This window comes from Halosolutus halophilus, from assembly GCF_022869805.1.
Lineage (GTDB): Archaea > Halobacteriota > Halobacteria > Halobacteriales > Natrialbaceae > Halosolutus > Halosolutus halophilus.
In genome coordinates this window covers 250,067-274,432 of record NZ_CP094974.1, presented here as the reverse complement: position 1 = coordinate 274,432, position 24,366 = coordinate 250,067, and the positions used below count along the sequence as shown (strand labels likewise).

Genomic DNA, 24,366 nt, shown 5'->3' with positions numbered 1-24,366 from the left:
CCCGTTTCGCGTACTTACGATCGACGCTCGTTTCTGACTCACTCTGCGCGACTCAGGATCGGTCGACCGCTTCGGCGACGACTTCGATCGGCGTCGCCGGATCGCCGATGGCTCCCGGTCGATCCCCGAGCTGCGTCCGACAGGAGGCGCCGGGTGCGACGACGCGGTCACCCTCGCTGTCGTCGACCTGGTCGTACAGGACTGCACCGATCGCCGCGCTCATCGAGTAGTGTTCGGCCTCGTAGCCGAAACTGCCCGCCATGCCACAGCAACTCGAATCGAGCGGATCGACCGCGTAGCCGGCACGCCGGAGGACGCCGACGGCGTGGTGGTCCTTCGCGTGGGCCTTCTGGTGGCAGTGGCCGTGGTAGACGAGGTGGTCGTTGGACGCGTCGAACGCGAGTTCGGCGTCCAGGTCGAACCGATCGAGGTACTCGCAGACCCCGTACGTGCTGGCGGCGATGCGATCGACCGCCGGGCCGGAGAGCAGGTCGCGGTAGTCCGACTGGAGCATGACCGCGTCCGAGGGTTCGATCAGGACCACGTCCCAGCCGTCTTCGACCAGCGGTGCGAGTCCGTCGACGGTTCCGCGTGCCTTTTCGGCGGCCAGATCGAGCATCCCCTTCGAGAACGCTGGCCGACCGACGTCGCGCGGATCGGCGACTTCGACGCGGACGCCGGCGGCTTCGAGCACGTCTAGAGCCGCTTCACCGGCGGCGGGATATTCGTGATTAGTGTAGACGTCCGGCACCAACACTGCGCGGCGAGTCGCCTCGTCCGCGGGTACGGCGGGGTCGCGATCGGCGACCCGTTTCGCGAAGGTGCGACGCTCGAACATCGGGAGGTCCCGTTCCCGGGAGATGCCGAGCGCCTTCTCCGCGAGGAGGCCGGCCCCGGGGAGGTTCGTCATCCAGTTCGAGACGGGTGCGGTCGCGCTCCCGAGTTTCGCGAGCGTCTCGAAGTTCGCGAAGAGCCGATCGCGCCGCCGAGCGCGCTCTTGTCACCCCAGGCGGGGTCGGGCGCGAACTTCAGGTCGTGCGGTGCGAGCGTCTCGTTGAGACTGCCGAGGTAGATCCCCGACTGGGCGGTCGCACGCCGCGCGTCGGGATCGACGTCGACGACGCCGTCCATGTACGCGGTGAAATCGAGGACGACGGCCTCGTTGACCGTCTGACCCGCGAGGCTCGTCCCGCCGCCGCGCGGGAGGACCGGAATTTCCCGTTCCGCACAGTACTCGACGACAGCGGCGACGTCGGCGGTCGATCGCGGGAAGACGACGCCGATCGGCTGCCGACCGCTCGGATCCACTCGGTGTGTCGCGCGTGAACGAACAGAACAGTAAAATGGGCACGGTCGTAGCATCGTCCCATGAGTGTCGACACAGGGTCCGTCCCGGAACGGTTCGAAGCCGCGCTCGCGGACCTCGACGTCACGGTCACGTACACCGACCCTGCCGGGTTCGATCGGACCCTAGAGCGAATCGCTCGCGAGCCAGCGGTCGGGACGTCGCTCCCGTTCTCGTCGGTCTCCCTTCCGGACTGGGTGAACGGCGAACCGACGCCGAGAAGCCTCGATTCGGCGGTGACGGGGATCACGGCCGCCTCGATCGGGATCGCCGACTACGGCAGCGTCGTCCTCCCGGCGACCCCGGCGGGCGCGGAGCAGGTAAGCCTCTTTCCCGACCTGCACGTCGCCGTACTCCGCGAGGCGGACATCGTCGCGAACATGCCCACGGCGATCGCCCGCCTGGGGCCGGAACTGCGCGACGGCGGCAGTGCAATCATCGCGACGGGACCGAGTGCGACCGCCGACATGGGTTCGCTGGTGAGGGGGGCACACGGGCCGAAGGACGTCCACGTCGTCGTCCTCGAACCGTCGGGTGAGCGCGATGAGTGAGACCGATCGCCGGGCGAAAGCCGATCGGATCCGACGGCTGCTCGAGACCGAGGGGGACGCCGTCGAGGCAAACACGCTCGGGTTCAACCAGGGACGGTACGACTCGGTCGCGGACCTCGAGGACTACGAGGCCCTGAAAGACGAGGCGCGGGCGATCAAGGAGGACGCGATCGAGCGCCTTCCGGAACTGATCGATCGGGTCACCGAGACCGTCGAGGAAAACGGCGGGACGGTCTACCTCGCCGACGACGCGGCCGACGCTAACCGCTATATCAGGGAGGTCGCCGCCGATCGGGAGGCCGAACGGCTCGTGAAGTCGAAGTCGATGACCAGCGAGGAACTCGAGATCAACGAGGCGCTCGAGCGAGACGGCGTCGACGTGGTCGAAACCGACCTCGGCGAGTGGGTGTTACAGGTTGCAGCGGAGTCGCCGTCGCACATCGTTGCACCGGCGATACACAAGTCCCGCGAGGAGATCGCCGACCTCTTCAACGAGCGGTTCGACCCCGACGAACCGCTCGAAACCGCCGCGGAACTCACGCAGTTCGCGCGCGAACGGCTGGGCGAGTTGATCGCCGACGCCGACGTGGGAATGACCGGTGCGAACTTCATCACCGCGGATTCGGGGACGATCGCGCTGGTGACGAGCGAGGGCAACGCCCGGAAGTCGGCGGTCGTCCCGGACACGCACGTCGCCGTCGCCGGCGTCGAGAAGATCGTTCCCGCGGTCGAGGACCTCGCACCGTTCATCGAACTCATCGGCCGATCGGGGACGGGCCAGGACATCACGTCCTACGTCTCGTTGCTGACGCCGCCCGTCGAGTCGCCCGTCGTCGACTTCGACGACCCCGACGTCGCGTTCGCGGACCGGGACGACGACAGGGAGTTCCACCTCGTGTTGATCGACAACGGCCGCATGGCGATGCGCGAGGACGATCAGCTACGGGAGACGCTGTACTGCATCCGCTGTTCGGCGTGTGCGAACTCGTGTGCGAACTTCCAGTCCGTCGGCGGCCACGCCTTCGGCGGCGAGACCTACACTGGCGGCATCGCGACGGGGTGGGAGGCGGGCGTCCACGGCCAGGAGTCGGCGGCCGAGTTCAACGACCTCTGTACCGGCTGTACACGGTGCGTGAACGCCTGTCCAGTGAACATCGACATCCCGTGGCTCAACACGGTCGTCCGGGATCGGATCAACCGCGACGGCGACGAGAGCCGGTTCGAGTTCGTCTACGAGGAACTGGTTCCCGACGACGAACCCGGCGGCGTCGACCTCCAGAAGCGACTGTTCGGGAACTACGAGACCCTGGCGAAACTCGGGAGTGCGACCGCACCCGTCTCGAACTGGCTGGCGAGTCTCGGCCCCGCCAGAACGCTCCTGGAACGCGTCGCCGGGATCGACAGTCGTCGTCCGCTCCCCGAATTCGAGCGCGAGACCCTTCGCGACTGGTACGACAACCGGGGGTCACGGACCGAGTCGGCGGACGCCGATCGCGAGGTCGTGCTCTATCCCGACACGTACACGAACTACGTCGACGTCGATCGCGGCAAGGCGGCCGTCCGGGTCCTCGAGGCGCTCGACGTCCACGTCCGGATTCCCGACGTCGGCGAGAGCGGGCGCGCGCCGCTTTCACAGGGCATGATAGCCACCGCCGAGGAGCAGGCGAGTCGCGTCTACGACGCGCTCGCCGAGCACGTAGACGCCGACCGGGACGTCGTCGTGATCGAACCGAGCGACCTCGCGATGTTCCGCCGCGAGTACGAGAAGTTGCTCCCCGCGGGCCCCTTCGAGCGACTCCGGGACGACAGTTACGAGATTCTCGAATACGTCTACGGCGTGCTCGCAAACGAGTGCGACGCTGCAGGACTGCGATCCGGCACCGACGGACCGCCGATCGCCTACCACTCCCACTGCCAGCAGCGAACCCTCGAACTCGATCGGTACACGAGGGCCGTCTTCGAGGACCTCGGCTACGACGTCGTCGAGAGCGACGTCGAGTGCTGCGGCATGGCCGGGAGCTTCGGCTACAAACGCGAGTATTACGAACTGAGTATGGACGTCGGCGATCGGCTCGCCGAGCAGTTCACCGAGCCCGAAACGCGGGATCGGCTGGTCGTCGCCAGCGGCACCTCCTGTGAAGACCAGCTCGGGGACCTCCTCGATCGCGAGGCGGTGCATCCGATCCAGGTGCTCGATCCGAGGGCTCGATTCGTCTGAGACGGGCGACTGAAACGAGTTATCGATCGTCGGAGGACGGTCGAACGACCGGTCTGCCGGTTCATCGCCGACCTCCGGGTGGCTCGAGACGCCACCGACGGCCGAGATGCGGCTGGCAGCAGCGGAGATCACCGCCCGTGCGACACGCCCGCCAGAATCGAGGTGCCGGGTCGCTCACAGCGATCCCCCTGACTCGACGAGCCGAATCGGCCCTTATTCCCCTTCCTCGCGCAGCTCGATCACGTTTTCGCGGCCGATCCGGAGTTTTTCGACCGCGTTTGCCTCGGCCATTCCCGAAACGACCCGGGAGGTCTTCGACGCCGACCACTCGAGTTCCTCGGCGATCGCGGCCTGGCGTATTCGACCGCCGTTTTGCTCGAGAAGTGCGCGAACCTGATCCTCGTCGGTGGCGAGGTCGGGGACCGACGCCGGGGAATCGATCGATTCGGATTCCACCGGCTCATCGCCGTCGCTCGGAACCCCAGTATCGTCGTCCGGGTCGGTTGCGGCGTTTTCGGTCGGCGTGCCGGTCAGTACGGGTATGTTCGAGCGCATCTGTTGGCGTGGATCGCGTCGCGACGCGACGGAAACGGCGATCACGACGCTCGCGACGCTCACGAAGAGCAGGGTAACGCCGGCGGCCACGAGCGGGAACTCGGTCCACGTGGTCGTCTCCCTGCTATCGCTGCTGACCGCCGAGTTGGCCGGTTCGAAGCGGACCGTAGGATGCTGATCGGCGAAGTTTTCGGGGCCCGCCCAGACGACCGTCGCACCATCACTCTCGTCCGGTGGCGGCGACGTCGCCGTCGGCGCGTATCCTTTCGGTGGCACAATCTGTAGCCGATCGTCGTCGTCGAGGTAGAGCCCGCCTTCGAACACGTCGCCGACGACGATTGCGTCACCGTCGACCGCGGCGAAGTTCGTCCACCGGAACGAGTACGTGACGGTGCCCCACCGCCTGGGCACCTCCTGTATCGACGTCTCGGCCCGAAAGTCAGTCGGGGTCATGGACCGATCGGTCGACGCCGCCGCGCTCGAGACGACCCCGGTCATTCGCTCCTCGAACTGCTCGACGTAGGATGTCCGATCGGCCCGGAACCGCTCTTGAAAGGCTTCGTAGTCATCTACGTCCGACTCGTTGGCGAGTCGTGTCCGAATCGTTACTGACCAGGTGGCGGTACCGCCCTCGTCGATTGCGATGCGCGTCACCGTCGTGTCGGCCTCGGGGGTATCTGCCGCCGCGATCGAGGGTCCATCGTCGACAGCCGTCCGGGGAGACTGGGCGATCGACATCGCGGTCCCGACGGGAACGACCCCGAGCGTGAGTATCACAGCAAAGACCACGACGACGGCGCGATCGGGTAGGGTACTCACGTTCACTCCGAAGTTTCGAGACCGATCGTATAAGCGTACTGACTACGGAACTACAACGCGACGAAAATCGCTGCAAACGTCCGCAAGAAGAGGGATCGAATCGCGCAATTCGGCGGAAATCGATCCCGCTATCGATCCGGCGTCTCCCGGTTATCGTCCGAGGCGTGATCGGCGTACGCCGACGACTACCGATCGTCTCGATGGTCGTCTTGCTCTGTACGAGCACGCTCGGCCCGGCGGTCGTCGCCGGGACGGCGACCCCGAACGGACCGATCCAGGAAGAACGGACCGGCAACGACGTGACCGTCACGACCGGCGCACGGCTATCCCCGTCGTCACTGCAACGAGCGACGACGCGCAGTGACTTCGAGAACGCGGCGTTCGACGAACGCGTGGAGCGACGTAACGTAGCGTTCGCACGACCTCGATCGCCGATCGATCGAGCGGCAGTGCCCGAACTCACGAGCGCGGGTACCGACGCACTGTTTCGGCAGTTCACCGGGGAAACGGGCGGAAACGCGGTGATCGAGATCGACGGCGGCGTGTCGATCGAAGCCGAACCCGGTGTGCCGATGCGGACCTCGAGTTCGAGTTCACCGACGATTCGGACGAGGTCGCCGAATCGCAGTTCGATGCCGACGCTACACCGGCCGACGACAGGGGAACCTGCCGCTATCGAGCGTCCTCGAGTTCCTCGAGCGCGCCCGGATTCTCGATGCTACTCATGTCGCCCAGGTCCTCGCCCGTGTAGGTGGCCTCGATCGCCCGCCGGATGATCTTGCCCGACTGGGTTTTCGGGAACTCGTCGACGAACAGCACCTCTCGCGGGCGGAACGGCTTGCCGAGTTCCTCGCCGACCTGCGCGCGCAGTTCGTCTCGTAACGCGTCGGACTCCGTCTCCCCCTCTTCTAGGATGACGTAGGTGACGACCGCCGTTCCGGTGGTGTCGTCGGGCGCGCCGATCGCCGCGGCCTGGTTGACCGCCTCGTGGTCGATGAGCGCCCCCTCGACCTCCGCCGGGCCGACCTTGCGACCGGCGACGTTCAGCGCGTCGTCGGCGCGACCGTGGAGGAACCAGAAGCCGTCCGCGTCCTTCTGGGCCCAGTCGCCGTGGTCCCACGTATCCTCGAAGGACGACCAGTACTCCTCGAGATAGCGCTCGTCGCCCGACCAGAGCGACTTGGTCATCGACGGACAGGAGTCCCTCGCGACGAGGAAGCCGCGTTCGTTGTCCTCCTTGACGGATTCACCCGAGGCGTCTACGATGTCGATGTCCATCCCGAGGCCGGGGCCGCCGAGCGTGCAGGGTTTCAGTGGTTCGGTCGGCATCGGCATCAGGAAACAGCCGCAGATCTCCGTCCCGCCGGAGATGTTGATGATCGGGGCCTCGCCACCGCCGACGTTCTCGTAGAACCACCGCCACGATTCGGGATCCCACGGTTCGCCCGTCGATCCGAGCAGTCGGAGCGAGGAGAGGTCGTGGCCCTCAAGCCACTCGTCCCCGTGTTTCCGGAGGGCGCGGATCGCGGTCGGCGAGATGCCGAACTGGGTCAGCTTGTGCCGGTCGATCATCTCCCAGAAGCGATCGGGTTCGGGGTGGTCGGGCGCACCCTCGTACATGAAGACGGTGCCGCCGAAGGTGTGCGTGCCGATCAGGGTCCACGGACCCATCATCCAGCCGATGTCCGAGACCCAGAAGAACCGATCGGCGGGCTTGAGGTCCATCCCGAAGTAGACCTCCTTCGCACACTGGACCTGGACGCCCGCGTGCGTGTGGACGATGCCCTTCGGTTTGCCCGTGGTTCCGGAGGAGTACAGGAGCATCGACTCCTGGCTCGAGTCGAGCGACTTCGTCTCGTACGCGTCGTCCTGGGTCTCGACGGCATCGATCCACCACTCGTCACGACCGTCGTTCCAGGGGATCTCGTGCTCGCTCTTCGGGTCACTGGAGCCGAGTCTGTCGAAGACGATCGCGTGCTCGACGTGGCCGGCCTCCTCGATCGCCTCGTCGGCGGCGGACTTGAGGAAGACCGGATCGCCGCGCCGATAGAAGCCGTCGCCCGTCAGGAGGACGGAACACTCGGCGTCCGCGATCCGGGTCGCGGCGGCGTCGACGCCGAAGCCGGAGAAGATCGGCACCGCGATCGCGCCGACCTTGAAACAGCCGTAGAGGATCGAGACGACCTCGGGGACCATCGGCATGTAGAGGCCGACCGTGTCCCCGGTCTCGATCCCGCGCGCTTCGAGCGCGTTGGCGACCTTGTTCGACTGGCGGTGGAGTTCGTGGTAGGTTACCTCGCGAACGTCGCCGTCCTCGCCCTCCCAGATGGTCGCGACTTTGTTGCGTCGCTCCTCGTCGACGGCGGCGTGGCGATCGAGGACGTTGTGGGCGACGTTTAGCTCGCCGCCGGGGTACCAGTCAGTGAACTGCGGTCCCTCGCTGTCGTCTCTGACCGCGTCGTACTCCTCGTAGAACTCGATGTCGAGGTAGTCGACCAGTTCGTCCCAGAACCAGTCGACGCCCGACTCTTCGACGCCCTCGACCTCCGTCGTGGTGCGCTCGACGAGTTCGTCGTAGTCGTCGATGTCGTACGCCTGCATGAACTCGTAGACGTTCGTGGACTCGACGAACTCCTCGCCGGGTTCGTGGACGATCTCGTCGACGTCTTCCAGGCTGGTATCTGCAGACATGGAACTCACTCGTACGTAAGAGTCATTCCACCATCAAACAACAGGTCTCCGCCGTCCAGGTGCCGTCCCAGATCCGAAAACCCGAGCAGGAAGAGATTCCCCACGTCGATCGGGTCCATCATCTCTTTGACGCGCGATTGCCCGAGCATCACGTCCTCGATCACCTCGTCGACGCTGATCCCGCGCTGCTCGGCGGTATCCCCTAGCTGGTCCGTCACGAGCGGGGTCTGGACGTAGCCGGTACTGATCGAAAACGAGCGGATCTCGCCGTCGCCCTCGGCGGCGATCGACTGGGTGAGTCCGCGCAGGCCGAACTTCGAGACGTTGTAGCCGACCTTGTCGCTGGTCACGTAGTGACCGTGGACCGACGCCATGTTGCCGACGCAGCCCCGGCCGTCCTCCGTCTCCCGGAAGTGCGGAATGCACAGTTTCGAGAGGTACAGCGGCGCTCGAAGCATCACCCGATGCATCCGATCGTAGGCCTCCATCGGGAAGTCGTCGATCGAGTCGATGTGTTGCATCCCCGCGACGTTCGCGAGATACTTGACGTCGCCCAACTCTGCGGCGTCCTCGACGATCCGTTCGATGTCGTCGTCGTTCGTGAGATCCCCCGCGATCGGTTCGATCGATCCAGCGAGATCTAGGTCCTCGCCCCGATCGACCGTTCCGACGAGGCCGGCCTCGTCGAGGTCGGTAGCTGCGACCGTGAGGCCGTTGCCGGCAGCGGCGAGTGCGGTCGCGCGGCCGATTCCCGATCCGGCCCCCGTGACGAGACAAACGTTCCGATCGGTAAACGAGTCGTCGTCGATCGTGTGAATGTCGTCCCGCGTCACCGTCGGCGGTGTAACCTGGTCCTGAGACATGGCTCGAACACGAGATGTGTTCGCTAGCGTCGTACTAAAACCGAGCCATTAACATATCAACGACGGCGCGGGGTCGCGTCCGAAATTCGGTGGGGTTCCGGGCGGCCAGGGCCGGGTGCTGGTCCGCCGAGTGGCCAGGCCCGGGGACGGTCAAGCCGTCACGCTGAACGCCGTCGGGACCGCGGTGATACTCGCAGAACCACGTCGCGGTTCGCCGACGTTCAGCCTTGTGAAAAATGAAAACAGTTAATTCCCCGCATGGGGGTTGTTACCTATCGATCGATGATCGACCTCGATCTCGACATGCGGCAGTACGATTGCCCGTTCATCGACACGACTGATGATGTCGACATCGCGTTCTCGGCCGTCCAGTGGCAACTCGATACGGACGACGAGAAACTCGAGACGCGGCTCATCGCACGGGGGGACTCGACGGGGTCGCTCGACGACGGACTCCGCGCACTCCGGGACCACACGAACATGACGGAGTGTTACATCCTCACGAAGCGGGACAACGTCGCCCAGATCGGGACGATAATCGAGCAGACGAACGCCATGGAGACGATCCAGGAGAACGGCGGCTACATCACCGGCCCCTTTCAGATCGAGAACGGCCGGGAGCGATGGCACGTCGGCTTCGACGACGATCGAGACGAGGACCACGCCCTCGCCGAACTCGAGCGACACAACGACTACAGCGTCGAGGGACGGGACCAGTTCGGCCCGGCGACGCTGTTCGATCTGCTCGAGAACTCCGACAGCGCGATGTCACTCCTCGAAGGCTGTCGCTCCCTGACCCAGACCGAACGCGAAACGTTCGAGGTCGCGTCGAACAGGGGATACTACGAGACGCCACGCGACACGACCCTCGACGAACTGGCGGATCACTTCGACGTCTCGAAGACGGCCGTCTCGATGAACCTGCGCCGCGGCGAACGGAAGATTCTGAAGGCGGCGCTGAACGCACTGAACCAGCTGGACGGCACCGAGGAGTTCTGAATCGTCAGGCGAAGCGGTCGACGGCCGAAACCGCCAGTAGCGCGTACTTTCCGGCCACTTCGGTTCCGTTACCCGGCCGATACAATCCCGAAGCGCCGGCGAAATCCGTGACGAGCGGGACTATTCGCCGCCGCCCTGCATCAGCATCTGGATCTCCTCGTCCCCGGAAAGCACCTCGGGATCGCCGCTGTCGACGATCTCGCCGCGTTCGATCACGTACATTCTGTCGACAATCTCCGGAACGTGGCTCGCGTTCGACTCGGCGATCAACACCGAGATGCCTCGGTCGATAATCTCGCGAATGTGGGACTTGACGTTCTCGACGACCACCGGGGCCAGCCCCTCGAGCGGTTCGTCGAGGAGGAGCAGGTCCGGCTGGAGCGCGAGCGCCCGTCCGATCGCGGTCATCTTCCCTTGACCGCCGCTCAGGTTCTGGACTTCGGCGTCACGGCGGTCCTCGAGTTCGGTAAAGAGATCGAAGATATCCTCGACCACGGCGTCCTCGTCTTCGATGCCCCGCGCCGCGCCGGCGGTCCAGATGGGCAACCGGAAGTTTTCTTCGACGGTCATCCCGGTGAAGAGGTCGCGGTTTTCCGGCTGGTAGCCGATCCCGCGTTTGGGAATCAGTTCGGGCCGGATATCGAGTAGTTCCTCGCCGTGTAGCCGGATCGAACCGTCCGGGACCGGCGTGAGTCCCATGATCGACCGGAAGGTCGACGTCTTGCCGGCTCCGTTGCGGCCGACGAGCGCGACGGCCTCACCTTCGTTGACCTCGAGATCGATGCCGTGAGTGACTTCGAATCCTTCGACGGTCGCGGAGAGGTTCGATACCTCGAGCAGCGGACTCGAGGTGTCGGAATCGGGACCGAGCGTGCTCATTCGTCCACCCCCAGCAGGACCCGACGGAGTTCCGAGTCGGTTTCGAGCAGGGAGGGGTCGCCCTCCCGGAAGACCCCGCCCTCGTGGAGGACGACGAGGCGATCCGCGTACTCCTTGACGAGGTCCATGTCGTGTTCGATCGTCACCGTCGTCACACCGTCGGCCTCGCTGGCCTCGACGATCGTTTCGATGACGTACTCCTTCTCTCGAGTCGCGACGCCGGCCGTGGGCTCGTCGAGCAGCAGATAGGTCGGGTCGAGTCCGAACGACATCGCCACGTCGAGCAGTTTCCGATCGCCGTGGGGCAACGTCTCGGCCACCTCGTGCTGGACGTCCGTGAGGCGAAACCGTGCGAGGAGGTCGTCGATCTCGCGTTCGACGTCCTCGTGGCCGTCGTCGACGGAGCGCATACTCAGCGTTTTGCCGTACCGGGAGAGGACCGCGATTCGGGCGTTCTCGCGAACGGTCATCTCCTCGAAGACGTGGACGATCTGGAAACTCCTGACGAGTCCCGCCTTGACGCGGTCTTCGGGAGCCATCTCCGTGATCTCCTCCTCGACGGTGGAGCCGTTTTCTTGCCTGTGGACGACGACCGAGCCCCGGTCAGGCTCGAGCAGCCCGGTCAACAGGTTGATGAGCGTCGTCTTGCCGGCCCCGTTCGGGCCGACGATAAACACCATCTCGCCGTCGGTCCGTCCGAACTTCAGCGAAACGTCGTCCGTGGCGCGCAGTTCTCCGAATTCCTTGCGAAGATCTCGTGCTTCGAGCATGTCAGTTGACCCCGAAAACGATGATTCGAACGGTGGTTGCGGCGCGAGTTGCAGCCCGGCGAAGCGACGTGCCGATCGTCGCGACGTCCTCTCGGAGCATGCCTGGATCGCGACGTCGTCGTGCCAGTTCGGCACCGATTTTGGGGACCGATCCCAGGATTCCCTCCGGCAGGAAGAGCACGACCGCGATCAACAGCAGTCCGGTCAGGGCGTTGTAGTACTCCACGTAGAACGGTGCCTGGATCAGCAGGTAGACGAGCACGATTCCGCCGACGACGGGACCGACGAGCGTTCCGAACCCGCCGAGGATCGCCATGAACAGGATCTCGCCCGACACGAACGCGTACAGGGTCGGATCCGGACTGACGTGCAACTGCAAGAGCGCGAACAGCCCGCCAGCGAGCCCACCGTAGATGCCGGAGATCACGAACGCGATCCAGACGTACTTCTCGACGGGAATACCGACGAACCTGGCTCGCGTTCGGTTCTGACCGATGGCGTCCAGTGCCCGCCCGAACGGCGAGTTGACGAGTTTCCACATGACCAGCAACGAGACGACGAGTACGACGATCGTAAAGTAGTACAGGATCAGATCGTACCCCGACGTCGTCCACTGGAAGCCGAACAGCGTCGGCGGGTTCAGCCCGTCGGGGCGAACGCTGAGCCCGTCGCTCGAGTTGAAGTAGCTGCTCTGCAGGACGAACGCGTACAGCACCTGGTTGAACGCGAGCGTCAGCAACGCGAAGTAGATGTCGAGGTAGCCGGCGACGAAGTACCCGATCAGCACTGCGATCGTCGTCGCCGCGACGACGCCACCGAGAAGCAATACCAGCCCGCTCGAGACGTCGAAGTAAGATGCCAACACGGCGGCGCCGTAGGCACCGACGCCGAAGAACGCCGCGTGACCGAACGAGACGAGTTCCGTGTGGCGCAGGATGAGGTTCAACCCGACTGCCGCGAGGCCGAACAGGATTCCGCGGTGAATCGCGGTAAACGAGAGGCCGGTAAACCGCGTGATGTCGGGGACGAGAAAGAGGACGACGAGTCCGACGGCCGCGAGGATCGTCCGGCTCTTGGTCAGTTCCATCCCCTCCGACAGGCGCACGCGGGTCTCGCCGTCGCGCTCGACGAGGAAGCGACTCATTGGATCTCACCCCAGGTTCCGTAGATACCCTCGGGCTTGATCAGCAAGACGAGCACCATCAGGAGGAAGGGAACGGCCAACTCGAGTTCCGGGTAGTACGGCGTCACGACCCGGCTGGAGACGCCGACTAACAGCGCGCCGACGAACGCGCCCTTCAGACTGCCGAGCCCGCCGATGACGATCACGACGAACGACAGTACCAGCCAGTCGAGCCCCATGCCGAGGGAGGCCGGACTCGGACCGATGCTGACCATCGCGCCGCCGAAGCCGGCGAAGAACGCGCCGATGGCGAACACGAGGGTGAACATGCGGTCCGTGCTGACGCCGATGGCCGTCGACATCTCCCGATCGATGGCGGTCGCTCGCACGATGCGGCCGGTCTTCGTCCGATCGAAGAACCAGACGAGCCAGGCGAACACCGCGACGCCGATCAGAATGACGAGGACGTTGTACGAGGGATAGCTGACGCCGACGAGTTCCGTCGTCGGGATCGCGTTGATGCCGCTGTAGACGCCGACGTCGATCGGCGACGGTCCCCAGACGACCTTCATCACGTCGGTCAGGACCAGCAGCAATCCGTAGGTCAACAGGAGCTGGTAGACCTCGTTCCGGTCGTAGATGGGTCTGATAAACGTCGCCTCGAGCGCGCCGCCGACCGGGAGCAGTACGGCGGCGGCCGCGAGCGAGCCGGCGAGGACGACGAGGCCGAAAAGCACCGCCGTCACGGGTCCGGTCGGGGATGCGACCTGTCCCGCGAAGAAGCCGACGACGGTGAAGGCACAGAACGCGCCCAGCGCGTACAGCTCGCCGTGTGCGAGGTTGAGGATCCCGAGCACGCCGAAGATGATCGTCATTCCCGACGCGATCATAAACAGGATCGACCCGTAGTAGAGCCCGTTGAGTACGTGTTCGAGCATAGTTACTGGATTCGGTTTCGCACGTCGCTCACCAGTTCCCGATCCAGTCGGCGGAAACCTCACCAGGCGGCGGCGATACCGATTCGGCGGAGAAGACGTTCACGTCCGCGAGCGCCGCCGCGTCGTACTCGTCCGACCAGGTCAACTCGCCGAAGTGGGCGTTGGAGTACCCCTGATGGTCCGCCCCCATCGTGTGGTAGCCGGCCGGCGTGAAGAACCCGTGATTCTCGAGGACGGTTGCGAGTTCGTCCTGTTCGGGCCAGCGACCGAGGAGTTGGACGGCCTTCTCGGCGGCCGTCGCCCACGCGGTCACCGCACCGTAGCCGCTCATGAAGTGAGCCGTCGGCACGACGCCGTACTCGCTCTGAACCTCGTCGACCAGATCGGCGGCCGGACTCCACCGATCGGTCGACGGCTCGCCCCAGTAGAAGTTACGCGACCCCGAGTAGATCGGCCCGTCGACGAGGTCTTCGCTCATGTCGTTGGCCGAGCCGTAGAGGACCGGTCCGACCAGCAGCTCGATGCTGTCGAACATGCCGTTAGCGTGGCCCTGCTCGAGCAACAGCGTCGCGTCGCCGCCCCAGCAACTCGAGAAGACGATGTCGGGTTGCTCGCTGTTGATCTCGGTGATGTGTGTCGACATGTCGTCGGTTCCCAGGTCCGGGAAGCCGCTGTGTAATTCCTCGGCTCCGGCGACCTGTTCGATCCCCTTCGAGAACAGGTCCATCTCGTCCTGGCCGAACGCGTAGCCGGGATTGATCCCGGCGTAGGTATCGATCGAGTCCGCCCCGAGGACTTCGACCGCCTGCATGACCGCCGCGAGCGCCTCCATCACGTCGTGGTTCTGGAACCGGAACGAGTAGGTTACGTCCGGGAAGTCCTCCTCGTAGAGCGTCGTCACCGTCCCGTCGGTCGAGACGTTGATGACCTCCTGCGCCTCGATCTCCGGGACCATCTCCGCGTGGCCGCTGCTCGAGATCGGGCCGAAGGTGACGTCTTTCCCCTCGTCGACGAACTGCTGGTAGTTCGTGAGATGCGCCCCGCCCTCCTCGACGACGTCGAGGTTCATGTTGCGGCCGGCGATCCCGCCGTTCTCGTTGATCCGACGGACCGCAGTTTCGGCACCGTAGCGGGCCTGAACGCCGAGCACCGCCGGTGCGCCCTCCGTGAACGTCTGCAGGCCCGACTCGATCGGCTCGTCCGGAACGTCGGCGTTTTCCAGCGACTCCTGCTCGCCTTCGAGTAGTTCCGTACAGCCGGCCAGCGCGATCGCGAGCGCCGAACCGCCGACGGTTTTCAGTAGCGTTCGTCTGTCGATTCCACCCGATTCCGCCCCTGCGGTTGGTCCCGTTGTCATGGTCGGTGTACTCCCTCTCGTGGCTGGTTCGCCATACACGTGAGAGTCACTACCAACCCAAATAGGCGAATGTGTACATGTTAACCGTGATCAGCTACCTCTCGATTTCGTCCGAACGAGAAGGCGGGAGTGCGTTGCATCTCGATCCGTCGATCGCCGACTGACTGTTCAATAATCGTGAAAGTTGCCAGAATAAATAGTTGTGTCTGACGTACGTTTATGTGGCCAGACAGATCCATAGGACGTATGCCGAAAAACCGCGTCGAGCAACTCGAATCGACGGTGGCGGAACTCGAGTCGACTGTAGAGGGTCTGACGGACGAACTCATCGAAGCGAAAGAGCGAATCCGCGTCCTCGAGGCCGAACTCGACGCCGACTCCCCCACGCGCGTTCCGAAGCGACGGCGCACGGAAACGGACGCAGCGGACCACCCAGCGGGCGAAACGACGGAAGCGAATCCGGACGACGTCGCCGAGGCAGCGGCCGACGCCGACGAACCCGCCGGCGACGAAGCGGAAGACTCAGGTAGCGACGACATTATAGTCGCATAACCGCACGACTGCACCGCGGAATCGGCCCGCGACCATCTCGAGCAGGCCGACGGAGGTTTCGAGAAGAGTATGTATATCAAGGCGCTCGTTCTGGACAACTTCAAGAGCTTCGGCCGGAAAACGAAGATCCCGTTCTACGAGGATTTCACCGTCGTCACCGGACCGAACGGCTCCGGAAAGTCGAACATCATCGACGCCGTCCTCTTCGCACTCGGATTGGCCCGGACCCGTGGCATCCGCGCCGAGAAACTGACCGACCTCATCTACAACCCCGGTCACGAGGACGGCAACGCGTCCGCCGGGCCGCGGGAGGCGACCGTGGAAGTGATCCTCGACAACGCCGACGGCGCCCTCGAGCGATCGCAGGTCGTCAACGCCGCCGGCACCGAGGACGTCGGCGACGTCGACGAGATTCGCATTCGGCGTCGCGTCAAGGAGACCGAGGACAACTACTACTCCTACTACTACCTGAACGATCGCTCGGTCAACCTCTCGGACATCCAGGATCTGCTGGCACAGGCGGGCGTCACACCGGAAGGATACAACGTCGTCATGCAGGGCGACGTGACCGAGATCATCAACATGACGCCCCACGCCCGCCGGGAGATCATCGACGAGATCGCGGGCGTGGCCGAGTTCGACGCCAAGAAGGAAGACGCGTTCGAGGAACTCGAGACCGTCCAGGAGCGGATCGACGAGGCCGAGTTGCGGATCGAGGAGAAACGCGATCGACTCGCCCAGCTGGAGGACGAACGCCAGCAGGCGCTGCGATACCGGCGGCTCCGCCGCGAGAAAGAGGCCTACGAGGGGTACAGGAAGGCCAGCGAACTCGAGGAGAAACGCGAGACACTCGAGGGAATCGAGGACCGCGTCGGCGACCTCGAGGACGAACTCGAAGACCTCCAGCGCGAACTCGACGAACGCCAGGGGAAGGTCGTCCGACTGCAGGAGGACCTCGAGGACCTGAATGCCGAGATCGAGCGCAAGGGCGAGGACGAACAGCTGCGGATCAAAAGCGAGATCGAGGAGATCAAAGGCGAGATTTCGCGGCTCGAGGACCGGATCGAGGCCAGCGAAGACCAGATCGAGGACGCCGAATCGAAGCGCCGCGAGGCGTTCGTCCAGATCGACCGCAAACAGGAGACGATCGCGGACCTGGAAGACGAGATCCGCGAGCACAAACTCGAGAAGGCCTCGATCAAGACCGAGATCCAGGAGCACGAGGCCGAACGCGACGAACTCGAGGCCGAGATCGAGGCCGTCGACACGGAGTTCGACGAGTTGAAAGCGGAACTCGCCGACCGCAAGGACGACCTCGAGGACGCAAAGACCGAGAAGAACGACCTCCAGCGCGAGCAGGACCGACTGCTCGACGAGGCCCGCCGTCGATCGAACGCGATCAGCGAAAAAGAGGAGACGATCGAGGAGCGACGCGAGGAACTCCCCGAGATCGAGCGCAAACGATCGGATCTCGAACGCGAGTTGGAGAAGGCTCGACGGAACCGCGAGAACATCGCCGGCGTCGTCGACGACCTGAAGGCCGAGAAGCGACGCATCCAGTCGGACGTCGACGACCTCGACGACGAGATCCAGGCGAAACAACAGGAGTACGCGGAACTCGAGGCCAACGCCGGCGAGAGCGGCGATTCCTCGTTCGGTCGCGCGGTGACGACGATCCTCAACGCGGGGATCGGCGGCGTCCACGGCGCGGTCGCTCAGTTGGGGAACGTCCCCGGCGAGTACGCGGTCGCCTGCGAGACCGCCGCGGGCGGCCGGCTGGCGAACGTGATCGTCGACGACGACGTCGTCGGCCAGCAGTGTATCGAGCACCTCAAGTCGCGCAACGCCGGCCGAGCGACGTTCCTTCCGCTTTCGGACATGAGCCAGCGCCGCCTCCCGAACGCCCCCAGCGATCCGGGCGTCGTCGACTTCGCGTACAACCTCGTCGACTTCGACAGCGAGTACGCCGGCGTCTTCTCGTACGTGCTCGGCGACACGCTGGTCGTCGAGGACATCGAGACCGCCCGATCGTACATGGGCGACTACCGGATGGTCACGCTCGACGGCGACCTCGTCGAGAAGAGCGGCGCGATGACCGGCGGCTCGGGGAAGGGGTCGCGCTACTCCTTCACCGGCGGCGGCGAGGGACAGCTCGAACGCGTCGCCAAACAGATCACGGAGTTACAGGAGGAACGCGAGTCGCTGCGCGAGGAACTCCGGGACGTCGAGGGACGCCTCGACGACGCCCGCGATCGAAAGACCGACGCGGCCGACGAGGTCCGCTCGATCGAGACCGAAATCGAGAAACTCGACGACAGGCGCGAGTCCATCGACGAGGAGATCGAGACGCTCGAGGACGAACTCGCGGAGCTGAAAGACGAGCGTGAGTCGGTCGACGAGCGGATGACCGAGATCGGCGAGGAGATCGAAACGAAGACGGCCACGGTCGAGTCGATCGAGGCCGACATCGCGGAGTTCGAGGCCGAACTCGAGGACTCGAAGATCCCCGAGTTGACCGCGGAGATCGAGGAATTGGAGGCCGAAATCGACGAACGCGAGGGGAGAATCGCGGAGATCGACAACAAGCTGAACGAACTCGGTCTCGAAAAGGAGTACGCCGAGGACGCCATCGAGGACCTCCACGACGATATCGAGAGCGCACAGAACCGCAAGGCCGAACACGAAGAGCGCATCGAGGAGTGCGAGGAGACGATCGGCGAGAAGCGAGAGACGCTGGCGGAGAAACACGAGGCGGTCGAAGAACTCGAGGCGGAACTCACCGAGTTGAAAGACGAGCGAAGCGAGCTCAAGGAGGAACTCGCCGACGCGCGAACGAAGCGAGACCAGCAGCAGGACAGGGTCAACGCGGTCGAGAGCAAGCTCGAGGACAGCCGCGAACGGGCGAGCAACCTCGAGTGGGAGATCGACTCGCTCGAGTCCGAGGTCGGCGACTACGACCCCGAGGACGTTCCCGATCACGACACCGTCCTCGAGATGATCGACCTCCTGGGGGCGGACATGGAGGCGATGGAGCCGGTCAACATGCTCGCGATCGACGAGTACGACGAGGTTCGAAGCGACCTCGAGGAACTCGAGGACGCGAAGGCCACGCTGGTCGAGGAGGCCGACGGCATTCGCGATCGGATCGAGCAGTACGAGACCCAGAAGAAACGAACGTTCATGGACGCCTACGAGGCCATCTCGGCGCACTTCACCGAGATCTTCGAACAGCTCTCGGAGGGGACCGGCACGCTCCACCTCGAGGACGAGGACGACCCCTTCGACGGCGGCCTGACGATGAAAGCCCAGCCGGGCGACAAGCCCATTCAGCGACTCGACGCGATGTCCGGCGGCGAGAAGTCGCTGACGGCGCTGGCCTTCATCTTCGCGATTCAGCGACACAACCCGGCCCCGTTCTACGCGCTCGACGAGGTCGACGCCTTCCTCGACGCCGTCAACGCCGAGCGAATCGGTCAGATGGTCGAGGAACTCTCCGAGAAGGCGCAGTTCGTCGTCGTCTCGCACCGCTCGGCCATGCTCGATCGCTCCGAGCGGGCGATCGGCGTGACGATGCAACAGGACAACGTGAGTGCGGTGACCGGGATCGATCTGAGTAGCGGGGAGGAGGTACCAGCCGATGACTGACGGGGGACGGTCCGCGCCCGAGTCCGATCGGCCGCCCGAGTCGTCGCGCGATCGACAGCCCCGTACCGACGGTGGCGACGACATCCCCCTGAACATCGCCGGCCACGAGGACCGGGAGCGACCGGCCGATCGCGACGCGAAGCGCGAGTCCGGTGCGGGCGGCGAGAGTGGACTGCCCGACGAGGGCGACGAGGCCGAATCACCCGATGAGGGCGGCGAGACGGTCCTCGATTTCGACGACGACGAAGCATCCGGATCGGGCGGCGGCGAGGCCGATAGCGAGGCGAACGAGACGGACGAGGAGGAAGTCGAACCCGTCGAACTGCTGGTCCAACTCGCCAAAGACGGCGAGATCGACCCGTGGGACATCGACGTCGTTCGGGTGACGGACAAGTTCCTCGAGGCGCTAGACGACGTCGATCTCCGCACGTCGGGGCGGGCGCTGTTCTACGCGAGCGTCCTCTTGCGGATGAAAAGCGACGAACTGTTCACGGCGGACGAACCCGAGGACGACGAACTCCCGCCGTGGGAGGCCCCCTTCGCCGACGAGGGGCCGATGGACGGCGCGGACGGCGACGGCCCGGCACCCGGGTTCGACCCCGTCGAGGGTCTCGAGGCGGAGATGGAACGCCGACTCGAGCGGAAACACGCCCGCGGCAAACCCGAGACGCTGGACGAACTGGTGCGGGACCTCCGGGACGCCGAGCGGGGTAGCTGGTGGAAAGACTCCCGGAGCTACGACACCAGCGACTCGCCGCGCGGATACGATCGGGGCGTCCAGGAACTGCACTACCACTCCGACGACGACTTCCGGGTCGACGACGAACCGACGAGCGACGACGTCACGCACACGACCCACGAGGAGGACATCGAGACGGTGATCGAGGACGTCGAGACGGTCCTCGAAGGACAGTACGAGAAGGGACGCGACGAGGTCCTCTACGCCGAGATCGACGAGGTCGGCGGTTCCCGCGTGATGACCTACCTCGCCCTGCTCTTTCTGGCACACCGCGGTCGAGTCCGCCTCGAACAGGACGAACTGTTCGGCGATCTCTGGGTCCAGGACGCCACCGTCGAGGCGGACGCGAACGAAGCGATCGCCGACTGAGACCGCTCCGTTCACCGATCGATCCGCCGTCCGCGGGCCGGTTACCAGAAACGGGTCGCGACGATCCACGCAGTCGAACGGGGACGAGCGTCCACCGGTGGTACGCCCGTTAGTTCGTCCCCCGGAGTACCGCCGCACGCGATCGCGTGGAACGAGGACGCCGGGAACCAGGTCGGCAGTCACGGATGGTTAGAGATATCACATCTCACGAGCGCACAAGTGGGCCGAGGATCTGGATGGTGGTATGTCGGACCAGGTAGCCGAGGAGAGCCTCACCGAGGGGAGCCTCGTTCGACCGATGTTCAGGCTGGCGTGGCCGCTCGTGGTCATCCAGTTGTTGCAGGTCGCGTACAACGTCGGCGACACGTTCTGGCTGGGAGCGCTCTCGCCCGACGCCGTCGGCGCAGTGAGCCTCGCCTTTCCGCTCCTCTTCCTGCTGATCGCGGTCGGAGGCGGCTTCACGGTGGCAGGTGCCATCCTCGTCGCCCAGCACACCGGTGCCGAGAGCGGTGAGGACGGACTCATCGCCGGCCAGACGCTCTCGTTCGTTTCGCTGGTCGCGATCGGACTCGGCGTCCTCGGCTACGTCGCGACCGACCCGATGCTCGCGCTCCTCCCAGCCCAGGGCGACACGCAGGCGGCGATCATCCCGCTCGCGGCCGAGTACCTGCGGGTGTTCTTCCTCGGCCTGCCGTTCCTCTTCGGGTTCTTCGTCTTCGTCTCGCTCATGCGGGGCTACGGCAACACCCGCGCGCCGATGCGCGTGATGGCCATCAGCGTCCTCCTCAACCTCGTCATCGACCCGGTGTTCATCTTCGGGGTCGGTCCCGTCCCCCGCCTCGAGGTGCAGGGTGCTGCAGTCGCGAGCGTCATCTCGCGGGCGCTCGCGACGGCGATCGGGTTCTACGTGCTCTACTACACCGACGTGGGTCCCGACATCCAGCCCGAGCACCTGGTACCGCGGCTCGAGTACGTCGGCGAGATCACCCGACTGGGCGTTCCAACGGCCCTCGAACAGTCGATGACCGCGCTCGCGCTGATCGCGATGACGGCGATGGTCGTCACCTTTCCGCCGGCGGTCGTCGCGGCCTACGGCCTGGGCAACCGCCTCATCTCGCTGGCGTTCCTGCCGGCGCTCGGCGTGGGACAGGCGACGGACACCATCGTCGGCCAGAACCTCGGGGCCGACAGGGCCGATCGAGCGGCGAGAGCCACGTGGATCGCCGTGAGGGTGATCGCCGTGATCATGCTCGTCGCGGCCGCTGTCGCGTTCCTGTTCCCGGAACCGTTCGTCTCGGTGTTCCTGACGGCGGAGGCCGAGGGTCGCGCGGCGACGATCGAGCACGGCGTCACGTACCTGCAGTTCGCCGCGGGCGCGTTCGTCTTCATGGGGGTCCTGCAGGTGATCCAGGGGGCGTTCCGCGGGGCCGGGAACACCAAGACGGCGCTCGTGTTCGCAGTCCTCGGCCTGTGGCTCGTCCGGGTTCCCGTCACCTACTACCTGATCTTCGTCGCCGAGTGGGGGACGACGGGGATCTGGACGGGCGTCGTCGTGGGCGACGTCGTCGGCGCGCTGGCCGCGATCGCGTGGTTCTCTCGCGGCACGTGGAAGGCGTCGATCGTCGACGAGGGGGCCGCAAGGTCGACTGCGGAGTCGGAACCGAACCCGCCGGACGAGTCCTCGACTTCCCGGACGAACGACTGACGGGGACATCCGTCACCGCCCTCGTTCAGGCACGTCGTACTATCAACGATACTGCTATTTATCCCCGGCACGGACTATTGTGTGCACATGTCCCGCCCGGACCGGTCCCTTCGGCTTCGCATCCTGATCGCGCTGGGGTCGCTTTCGGTTACGGCGCTCCTGTTCGTTCGCGCACTGGTGTGGGTCGCGACTGCGTTTCTGCCGTGGCTGGTCGCGTTCTCGACGGGCGGTGATCCGACGCTCGGTACCGGATACGCGATCTCGGTCACGGAACTCCTCGCGCTGACCGCGTCGATGCTCGCCGTCGTCGGCGTTGCGAGCTACCGGAAACTCGACGACAGCATCGAGACCGAATCGCTCGCGGAGGCGGACGCGCCGGAACTGCACGATCGGGTCCGCCGACTCGCAGCGACGATGGACGCGCCGGAGCCGACGATCGAACTCGTCCGCTCGCCGCTGCCGAACACCCTCGCTGTCGTGCGACCGAGCGGGTCGGCGATCGTCGTCACGGACGGACTGCTCTCGACGCTCGAGGGCGACGAACTCGACGCCGCGCTGGCGCACGAACTCGCACACCTGAAAAACCGCGACGCGCTCGTGATGTTCGTCGCGTCGCTGGTCTTCGTTGCGAGCCACTCGCTCCTGCGCGTCGCGACGGCCGCCTTCGCGTTGCACCCGTTCTACGGGTTCGTCCTCCTGGGTCCGGTGATCCTCGTCTGTGCCGTCGTCCAGTTTCCGGCCTTCGTCGTCTTCGGCCTCCTGTCCCGGTACCGCGAGTACGCCGCGGACGCGGCGGCCGTCCGCGCGACCGGAAATCCGGCAGCCCTGGCCGCGGCCCTCCAGGAGATCGACGACCACGCGGCCTCGCTGCCGGTGCACGATCTCCGGGCGCAGGATCGTGGCTTCAGAGCGCTGTGTCTGCTCCCCCACGGCATTCCGGTGACGGCCGAGACGAACGACGAATCGGTCGCCGATCGTGACGATGCGGCGTCTCCCGTCGACTGGTCCGATCCCGCGTCGATTCGGGCGATGTACGACGAGCAGCCGCTCCGCCAGCTGGCTCGATCGGATGACGGGACCGATCGGCCGCGATCCGGCAGTTCACGCGGCGACGGGGCGGGCGACTCCGTCTCCGTGAGCGAGGTGATCCTGACCGATCCGTGGCGACGGCTGACGTCCCGCCGGCCGCGCTCGCGACGCTCGATCACGGACGATCCGACGGCAAACCACGGGAACTGGAAGCGGATCGATCGGCTCGAGCAGGACCTGTCCGACCAGCCGCTCCGGGACGACGATCGGCCGGTGACCGGACGGCGCCCCCTCAGCGCGGGCGGATACCGGGTCACGAAACGGCTCGGCGATCTCCTGTCGATATTCACGGCCGAACGCTGGGTTCCGGAGCCGCATCCACCGACCGAAGAACGGATCGACCGGCTTCGCGAGCGGGCAGCAGCGCTCGATCGCGATGACACGTCGACCGCTCACTGAGCGCGTTCCGGGCGGCGATAGCCTACTCGGCCAGCGTCCACACGCCCGGCCCGTCGGACTCGACGACGCCGCGGCGCTCCATCTCGGTCACGACCTCCGGGATCCGGTTGGGCTGGGCGATCTCCATCTCGATGCGTTCGATGCCGTGGAACTCGGCGAGGTAGTGGCGGATCTCGTCCTGGGTGAAGGTCTCCTGGTCGGCCTGGTCCATGATCCCCGCGATCAGGTCGATCATGTCCTCGATGAAGTTCCAGGGGTAGACGATCCAGGTCCAGTCCTCTAGCTGTTCACCGACGTAGTCGGGCTGGTACGCGCTGGTCCCGAGCAATTGCAGCGTCGCCGTTCGGACCTCCCCGGCGTTCCGGTCGTCGACGTACTCGTAGGCCCGTTCGATCGAGCCCCCGGTGTCGGCGATGTCGTCGATGATGAGCACGTCCTTGCCCTCGACGCTACCTTCCGGCATCGGGTAGCGGACCGTCGGCTCGCCGCTCTTCTCGGCGGTCCCGACGTAGTGTTCCATCTTCAGGCTCGTCAGGTCGTCGAGTCCGAGAAAGTCACAGAGACACCGCCCCGCGAACCAGCCGCCGCGAGCGAGCGCGACGATGACGTCCGGGTCGAACTCGTCGCGCCGAACCTCCTCACTGACGTCGCGACAGAGGCCGTAGATGTACTCCCAGTTCGTGATCGTACAGTCGAAATCGTCCGGTAAGTCGGACATCTGGTGGCACCTACTCGAGAGACTGCACCCGATGCTCATAAG

General features: G+C 65.3%; 18 protein-coding genes and 1 pseudogene. 8 read left to right on the top strand and 11 right to left on the bottom strand.

Translation table 11 applies throughout. The annotated features are described in order from the left end of the window. Window positions 1-52 precede the first annotated feature (52 nt). Window positions 53-991, bottom strand: a pseudogene (locus MUG98_RS01425) (heterodisulfide reductase-related iron-sulfur binding cluster); the annotation flags it as partial. Further along, window positions 907-1,362 carry an FAD-binding oxidoreductase gene (locus MUG98_RS01420; RefSeq protein ID WP_265110407.1) on the bottom strand — a complete coding sequence of 152 codons (456 nt, stop codon included), beginning with the start codon at window positions 1,360-1,362 and terminating at the stop codon, window positions 907-909. The gene MUG98_RS01420 and the pseudogene MUG98_RS01425, both read right to left, overlap by 85 nt. A 6-nt stretch (window positions 1,363-1,368) precedes the next feature. On the opposite strand from MUG98_RS01420, the gene MUG98_RS01415 reads away from it, so the two are divergent. Next, a complete protein-coding gene (locus MUG98_RS01415) occupies window positions 1,369-1,896 on the top strand; it encodes a LutC/YkgG family protein (protein ID WP_265110406.1) in 528 nt (175 codons plus the stop codon). Next, a complete protein-coding gene (locus MUG98_RS01410) occupies window positions 1,889-4,114 on the top strand; it encodes an LUD domain-containing protein (RefSeq protein ID WP_265110405.1) in 2,226 nt (741 codons plus the stop codon). The genes MUG98_RS01415 and MUG98_RS01410 overlap by 8 nt, the downstream gene beginning before the upstream one ends. A 213-nt stretch (window positions 4,115-4,327) precedes the next feature. Here the strand turns inward: MUG98_RS01410 and MUG98_RS01405 are convergent, their stop codons facing one another. The 3 genes from MUG98_RS01405 to MUG98_RS01395 all read right to left on the bottom strand — a co-directional run bounded on the left by MUG98_RS01405 (window position 4,328) and on the right by MUG98_RS01395 (window position 9,042). Next, the gene (locus tag MUG98_RS01405; protein WP_265110404.1) at window positions 4,328-5,488 is read right to left on the bottom strand and encodes a helix-turn-helix transcriptional regulator; all 1,161 of its coding nucleotides are present in this window, start codon (window positions 5,486-5,488) and stop codon (window positions 4,328-4,330) included. Between the two features lie 672 nt (window positions 5,489-6,160). Continuing rightward, window positions 6,161-8,179 carry an AMP-binding protein gene (locus MUG98_RS01400; RefSeq protein WP_265110403.1) on the bottom strand — a complete coding sequence of 673 codons (2,019 nt, stop codon included), beginning with the start codon at window positions 8,177-8,179 and terminating at the stop codon, window positions 6,161-6,163. Window positions 8,180-8,184: 5 nt separating this feature from the next. Beyond that, entirely contained in the window at window positions 8,185-9,042 is an 858-nt protein-coding gene (locus MUG98_RS01395) for an SDR family NAD(P)-dependent oxidoreductase (protein WP_265110402.1), read from the bottom strand. 282 nt (window positions 9,043-9,324) lie between these two features. On the opposite strand from MUG98_RS01395, the gene MUG98_RS01390 reads away from it, so the two are divergent. Further along, window positions 9,325-10,041 carry a helix-turn-helix domain-containing protein gene (locus MUG98_RS01390; protein ID WP_265110401.1) on the top strand — a complete coding sequence of 239 codons (717 nt, stop codon included), beginning with the start codon at window positions 9,325-9,327 and terminating at the stop codon, window positions 10,039-10,041. A gap of 120 nt (window positions 10,042-10,161) precedes the next feature. Here MUG98_RS01390 and MUG98_RS01385 read toward each other — a convergent pair whose 3' ends face one another. Genes MUG98_RS01385 through MUG98_RS01365 form a run of 5 tightly spaced genes read right to left on the bottom strand, consistent with a single transcriptional unit; the run spans window position 10,162 to window position 15,108 of the window. Further along, window positions 10,162-10,920: an ABC transporter ATP-binding protein gene (locus tag MUG98_RS01385; protein ID WP_265110400.1), complete on the bottom strand. Its 759-nt coding sequence runs from the start codon at window positions 10,918-10,920 to the stop codon at window positions 10,162-10,164. Beyond that, window positions 10,917-11,690 carry an ABC transporter ATP-binding protein gene (locus MUG98_RS01380; RefSeq protein WP_265110399.1) on the bottom strand — a complete coding sequence of 258 codons (774 nt, stop codon included), beginning with the start codon at window positions 11,688-11,690 and terminating at the stop codon, window positions 10,917-10,919. The genes MUG98_RS01385 and MUG98_RS01380 overlap by 4 nt, the downstream gene beginning before the upstream one ends. A 1-nt stretch (window position 11,691) precedes the next feature. After that, window positions 11,692-12,834, bottom strand: coding sequence for a branched-chain amino acid ABC transporter permease (locus MUG98_RS01375; RefSeq protein ID WP_265110398.1), 1,143 nt, complete (start codon window positions 12,832-12,834; stop codon window positions 11,692-11,694). Continuing rightward, the gene (locus MUG98_RS01370) at window positions 12,831-13,751 is read right to left on the bottom strand and encodes a branched-chain amino acid ABC transporter permease (protein ID WP_265110397.1); all 921 of its coding nucleotides are present in this window, start codon (window positions 13,749-13,751) and stop codon (window positions 12,831-12,833) included. Before MUG98_RS01370 ends, MUG98_RS01375 begins: the two co-directional genes overlap by 4 nt. Window positions 13,752-13,779: 28 nt before the next feature. Further along, window positions 13,780-15,108: an ABC transporter substrate-binding protein gene (locus MUG98_RS01365; protein WP_265110396.1), complete on the bottom strand. Its 1,329-nt coding sequence runs from the start codon at window positions 15,106-15,108 to the stop codon at window positions 13,780-13,782. A 246-nt stretch (window positions 15,109-15,354) separates the two neighbouring features. Here MUG98_RS01365 and MUG98_RS01360 point away from each other — a divergent pair, with 246 nt between their 5' ends. The 5 genes from MUG98_RS01360 (at window position 15,355) to MUG98_RS01340 (ending at window position 23,606) form a co-directional block, all read left to right on the top strand. Beyond that, complete coding sequence (locus tag MUG98_RS01360) at window positions 15,355-15,660, top strand: DUF7518 family protein (protein ID WP_265110395.1); 306 nt, start codon at window positions 15,355-15,357, stop codon at window positions 15,658-15,660. Window positions 15,661-15,729: 69 nt separating this feature from the next. After that, on the top strand, window positions 15,730-19,305 hold the full coding sequence (smc, locus tag MUG98_RS01355; RefSeq protein ID WP_265110394.1) for a chromosome segregation protein SMC: 3,576 nt from the start codon (window positions 15,730-15,732) through the stop codon (window positions 19,303-19,305). Further along, on the top strand, window positions 19,298-20,413 hold the full coding sequence (locus MUG98_RS01350) for a segregation/condensation protein A (protein ID WP_265110393.1): 1,116 nt from the start codon (window positions 19,298-19,300) through the stop codon (window positions 20,411-20,413). Before smc ends, MUG98_RS01350 begins: the two co-directional genes overlap by 8 nt. Window positions 20,414-20,657: 244 nt before the next feature. Beyond that, entirely contained in the window at window positions 20,658-22,118 is a 1,461-nt protein-coding gene (locus MUG98_RS01345) for an MATE family efflux transporter (RefSeq protein WP_265110392.1), read from the top strand. Window positions 22,119-22,205: 87 nt separating this feature from the next. Further along, window positions 22,206-23,606 (top strand): M48 family metalloprotease, encoded by a 1,401-nt coding sequence (locus tag MUG98_RS01340; RefSeq protein ID WP_265110391.1) that lies wholly within the window; start codon window positions 22,206-22,208, stop codon window positions 23,604-23,606. A gap of 22 nt (window positions 23,607-23,628) precedes the next feature. Here MUG98_RS01340 and MUG98_RS01335 read toward each other — a convergent pair whose 3' ends face one another. Next, window positions 23,629-24,324, bottom strand: a complete 696-nt coding sequence (locus MUG98_RS01335; protein ID WP_265110390.1) for a phosphoribosyltransferase — start codon at window positions 24,322-24,324, stop codon at window positions 23,629-23,631. Window positions 24,325-24,366 lie beyond the last annotated feature (42 nt).